This window comes from Pseudoalteromonas sp. (assembly GCF_041629635.1).
Taxonomy (GTDB): Bacteria; Pseudomonadota; Gammaproteobacteria; order Enterobacterales; family Alteromonadaceae; genus Pseudoalteromonas.
In genome coordinates this window covers 1-4,570 of the sequence record NZ_JBFKMX010000204.1, presented here as the reverse complement: position 1 = coordinate 4,570, position 4,570 = coordinate 1, and the positions used below count along the sequence as shown (strand labels likewise).

At 40.6% G+C, this 4,570-nt stretch carries 5 protein-coding genes; 2 read left to right on the top strand and 3 right to left on the bottom strand.

Features of this window, described 5'->3' with window-relative positions:
• Positions 1 to 395 precede the first annotated feature (395 nt).
• The 3 genes from gcvH to ABYD77_RS17925 form a co-directional block, all read right to left on the bottom strand.
• Complete coding sequence (gene gcvH / locus ABYD77_RS17935; RefSeq protein ID WP_010558681.1) at positions 396 to 785, bottom strand: glycine cleavage system protein GcvH; 390 nt, start codon at positions 783 to 785, stop codon at positions 396 to 398.
• A gap of 219 nt (positions 786 to 1,004) precedes the next feature.
• The gene (gene gcvT, locus ABYD77_RS17930; RefSeq protein ID WP_372771469.1) at positions 1,005 to 2,087 is read right to left on the bottom strand and encodes a glycine cleavage system aminomethyltransferase GcvT; all 1,083 of its coding nucleotides are present in this window, start codon (positions 2,085 to 2,087) and stop codon (positions 1,005 to 1,007) included.
• Positions 2,088 to 2,337: 250 nt separating this feature from the next.
• On the bottom strand, positions 2,338 to 2,934 hold the full coding sequence (locus ABYD77_RS17925; protein WP_372771468.1) for a hypothetical protein: 597 nt from the start codon (positions 2,932 to 2,934) through the stop codon (positions 2,338 to 2,340).
• A 141-nt stretch (positions 2,935 to 3,075) separates the two neighbouring features.
• Between ABYD77_RS17925 and ABYD77_RS17920 the strand changes: the two genes are divergently transcribed.
• Both ABYD77_RS17920 and ABYD77_RS17915 read left to right on the top strand, forming a co-directional pair.
• Complete coding sequence (locus tag ABYD77_RS17920; protein WP_372771467.1) at positions 3,076 to 3,918, top strand: LysR family transcriptional regulator; 843 nt, start codon at positions 3,076 to 3,078, stop codon at positions 3,916 to 3,918.
• 460 nt (positions 3,919 to 4,378) lie between these two features.
• Positions 4,379 to 4,570 (top strand): hypothetical protein (locus ABYD77_RS17915; RefSeq protein ID WP_372771466.1); only part of this gene is annotated, 192 nt, incomplete at its 3' end.

The window sequence follows — 4,570 nt, the reverse complement described above, 5'->3', positions numbered from 1 at the left end:
TTTACTAATCAAAAATTTAATAAATATTTAAAATTTTTATCTTTAAATAAAAGATTTAAATATTTACTGAGTGTAAAAACATGAAAAGCTCCAAAATTGGAGCTTTTCATTACAATCGTAATACGATTAAGAGCGTATTGCCCTTTCTCGTTCCGATTTTGTTCATTTGAGCGTGCATTTATCGCGGCGCTCGGCTTACAGCTTAGTCATCTAAGTAAAGGCCGAGCAACAAAGAGAAAGGCGCGCTCAATTGAACCTAACAGGCAGCGCTTGATTGCCTTTTCTACTGTGTTATCGTCAGGCTCATATAGAATAACTATACGACGCTGGCTCTGCCTTGTACAAAAACCAATCAAGCAGCTGCAAAAACGAACTTGAAAGGTTAATACGCTCTACTAGTCTTCGTCGATCGAATTTTCGTAACCTTCTGCGTCTAGTAGGTTATCAAGTTCTGACTCGTCAGAAGCTTTGATTTTGAATAACCAACCGTCGCCGTAAGGGTCAGAGTTAACTGTCTCTGGAGAATCTTCTAGTTCTTCGTTGATTTCAACGATAGTACCTGAGATTGGTGCGTAAATATCAGACGCTGCTTTTACAGATTCTGCTACTGCACAGTCTTCACCTGCATCTACTTCGTCGTCTACGTCTGGTAGGTCAACGAAAACCATATCACCTAATAGCTCTTGTGCGTGCTCAGAGATACCTACTGAGTAAACACCGTTACCTTCAGCGCGAACCCACTCGTGTGAAGATGCATATTTTAAATCGGCAGGGATATTGCTCATTCTTATAAATCCTTCGGTTTAAATTATTTTGATATCAATTTTATCAAACTTTCAATCATCTTAGTGTGTTAAATGAATTCCTAACGTCGTTGAAATTTTCTTATGTAGCCCAACTACACCACTAAAATTTTGCCTCGTTATAAATCCATTTTCCTATCACTAATCTAGCTTGCCAGCTTGATGCAACTGATATAAGGGGTATTAATACCCCGTATCGATTTAGATTACTGATTTACCATTACGTACAAAGCACGGCTTAACAACTTTAACGTCTACCAGCTTTTTACGCATTTCAACTTGTGCAGTTTCGCCAGTTGAACGTGGAACACGCGCAAGTGCAATACTGTGACCAAGTGTTGGTGAGAAGGTACCCGATGTAATTACACCTTCACCGCCTTCCACTATAACTTTAAGGCCAGCACGCAGTACACCTTTTTCTTCAAGTACTAAACCTACTAATTTGTCAGTACTTTGTTCTTCGCGCTGCTTAGCAACCACATCACGACCGATAAAGTCACGATCTGCTGGTTCCCAAGCCAGTGTCCATGCCATGTTAGCTGCAAGTGGTGATACCGTTTCGTCCATATCTAGGCCGTAAAGGTTCATACCTGCTTCTAAACGTAGCGTGTCACGTGCACCAAGGCCTGCTGGGCGAACACCTGCGTCTAAAAGTGCTTGCCATAGCGCCTCTGCACCGTCGTTATGAACTACGATTTCATAACCTTCTTCACCAGTATAGCCAGTTGTTGCGATAAATAAATCACCCGCTTGCACGCCAAAGAATGGTTTCATACCTTCAACTGCAGCTTGTTGTTCTGCATCAAGTACTTTAGCAGTTTTTTCTTTTGCGTTAGGGCCTTGTACCGCAATCATTGCAAACTCTGGGCGCTCTGTAACTGCTACTTTGTAGTCAGCTGCAACCGCACCAATGTGTGCTAAGTCTTTTTCACGCGTTGCTGAGTTAACCACTAGGCGGTACTCAGTCTCAGTGAAGAAATAAATGATTAGGTCGTCAATTACACCGCCTTCGGCGTTGAGCATACCTGTGTATAACGCTTTACCTGCAACTTGTAGTTTTTCTACATCGTTAGCTACTAGCTTACGTAAGAAAGGTTTTGCATCTTCGCCTTTAACGTCAACGATTGTCATGTGTGACACGTCGAACATACCTGCGTCTTGACGAACAGCGTGGTGCTCTTCGATTTGTGAACCATAGTTGATTGGCATTTCCCAGCCGTGGAAATCAACCATTTTTGCACCCGCTTCAAGATGCTTGGCGTGTAATACAGTTTTTGAAGTCATAATATTCCTACACTTTCAAATCTACCCGCACAAGGTGCGGCGTGGCTTCAACAGGACAATTGTCCGGTTGAGGGAATAACATGGGCGGCGATTATACCGAAACAATATGGCTTTCGCACCCAGAAAAGTTATAAGTTTTACGCATTATGTAATTAATTTATTTCAATAATTTTTATTTATTAAATTGATTACAACGCTAAATATAAAATAGCGGTCAATCTAACCGCCATTAAGTTTGTTAAGCCTTTGCTTAAATTAGTAATTCTGCTTGCTCGCTAAAGCCTAGTGCATTAAATCGACTTTGCCATTTAGCGAGTTCGTCGCTTTTTGCGACTAGCTCATAGCCTTTGTGGCTTTCTAAATGGGTTGCGGTTAAAAACACATTACCCGCTTGGCGCGCGTATCTTTGCTGCTCGCCGGTTAAAATAATGCCCGGTGTCAGTGCAAATTCGCTTAATACCGTTTTAAAGGCATTATCACCACGCAGCGCTAAAATGCGTAAATCGTTACGGGTGATCACATCAATATCGTGCGACTCTTCCCCTTCACTTAACGCAGCAACCAAAGCAGGTGCAATGTCGTTATCAACAAAAATACGGAACGCCAGCTCAGTAAAGTAGTAAAGCTCAAGCGCAATTTCATGGTCATTTACTTTTGCTGTGCAACGAAGCCCCATTCCCGGCACAGTTAAATGACGTACATCACTGGAAATAAGTGTTTGTAAATACGGTAACGCAGCGCTGCCGGTTACATCAATAATGGTGCGATCGTTCATTTGCGCAAGTTCGTTTGCGCCCGTGTATGCATTTTGATGGCTACCAAATAGGTGAGGCACTTGTATTGTCATGCCCAATCTCCAGTGAAAATTAACAATCAAAATTATGTTAGGCCACCTTGCAACAATCAAATTGTATTTTTTTATAAATTGATAAATAATACTAATCATCAAACAAAAATAAATTTCAAAATCTAATGTTTGGAGTGTTTTATGAAAAATATCCCTACTGATAGCTTGCGCACCTTAATTACTGTTGTTGAGGTTGGCGGTTTTGCCAAAGCCGGTGAATTGCTTGGTTTATCGCAACCTGCTGTAAGTTTACAGATTAAGCGTTTAGAAGAGTTATTAGGTAATAAGCTGTTTAAAAAACAAGGCCAGCGCCAAGTGCTTAACCAGCATGGGGAAATTTTAATGCCACTGGCAAAGCAGTTGCTTCAAGTAAACGACACTATTTTGCAAACCTTTAGCTCTGAGGTATTAGCAGGTAAAGTGCGTTTGGGTATTCCAAGCGAATTTGCAGCAACCGTATTGCCTGCCATTATTGGCGATTTTGTAAGCCTCTACCCTGATGTTGCCTTAGAGGTGAAGTCAGAGCTCAGCAAAAAACTACGCCACAGCGATAACCGCGAACAATACGATTTAATATTGGCACTACTGGAAGGCCCTGAGCAGTCTAAATACCCTATTTTTATGGATGATGAACTAGTGTGGGTAGGTGATGTAAATAACATTAATACCGAAGTGGTTAACCTGATTGCCGCAGAAGAAGGCTGTATTTATCGCCGCCGCGCAATTGAAGCACTGGAAAAAGCCGGATTAAAATGGCGTATTGTCTATACCAATGCCGACCTTGCTGGCATTAGCGCTGCCCTTAAAGAAAACCTAGGCATTACGGTACTTGCCAAACACACGGTACCAAACGACTTAAACTGGGCCAAATCCACCAGCCAACTGCCTGAACTTGGCGAAGTGGGCATTAGCTTAATAAAACAAAGCGAAGAGTCGCACGCAGTTGATAAACTCGCTGAGTTTATTCAGTTGCGATTAAAGTAAGCCACACTAACGAGGCGTTAAACTCTTATATTTTTAATTGCCTCGTTTTAACTTTACCAATCTCTTCTCATCTTTTTAAAACCAAATAAGCCCTCGCTCAATCATCAGCACAATAGATATACAACTTAATGGGAGCTGTTTAGATATTTTAGCTATAAGATATTTGTTTCGATAGAAAGTGGTGTGAACCTAGTTTAATTGTTCTAAATAAGTGAAGTACCAATGCTGATAGTGGAATAAATAGCCATAGCTCTATGTGCTCTGGGCAGAATCAGTTTTCTCTGCATTGAGTTATCGATAGCTGCATTTTCTATTTCATTTTCGAACAAACATTCCATTATCGCGCACAAATAGACAGCTAACCACTGTCATATAAAATTTAAATCATTTAAAAACAAAGAATTAACAATTGGCATGGTTTTTGTTATTGATTTAAGAAATACATTAACAAGGACAGCACATGGATGTTATGACGCATTCCGAAAAAACTTTGTTGGATAAACTAAAAAATACAAAGTTATTCGCTATTTTTGCCTTCGCGCTACTGACCTTAATTATTTGGCTTAAATCATCCTATAACGTTGGTGTACAGCGTGATCATATCAATATAAAGTCGGTTAAACGCGGGGACTTACCGCTTGTAATCAATACA

Bases quoted from the DNA above. Each gene is read 5' to 3' on its own strand.
- ABYD77_RS17925 (WP_372771468.1), bottom strand. From the start codon at position 2,934: ATGACAATACAAGTGCCTCACCTATTTGGTAGCCATCAAAATGCATAC.
- gcvH (WP_010558681.1), bottom strand. From the start codon at position 785: ATGAGCAATATCCCTGCCGATTTAAAATATGCATCTTCACACGAGTGG.
- ABYD77_RS17920 (WP_372771467.1), top strand. From the start codon at position 3,076: ATGAAAAATATCCCTACTGATAGCTTGCGCACCTTAATTACTGTTGTT.
- gcvT (WP_372771469.1), bottom strand. From the start codon at position 2,087: ATGACTTCAAAAACTGTATTACACGCCAAGCATCTTGAAGCGGGTGCA.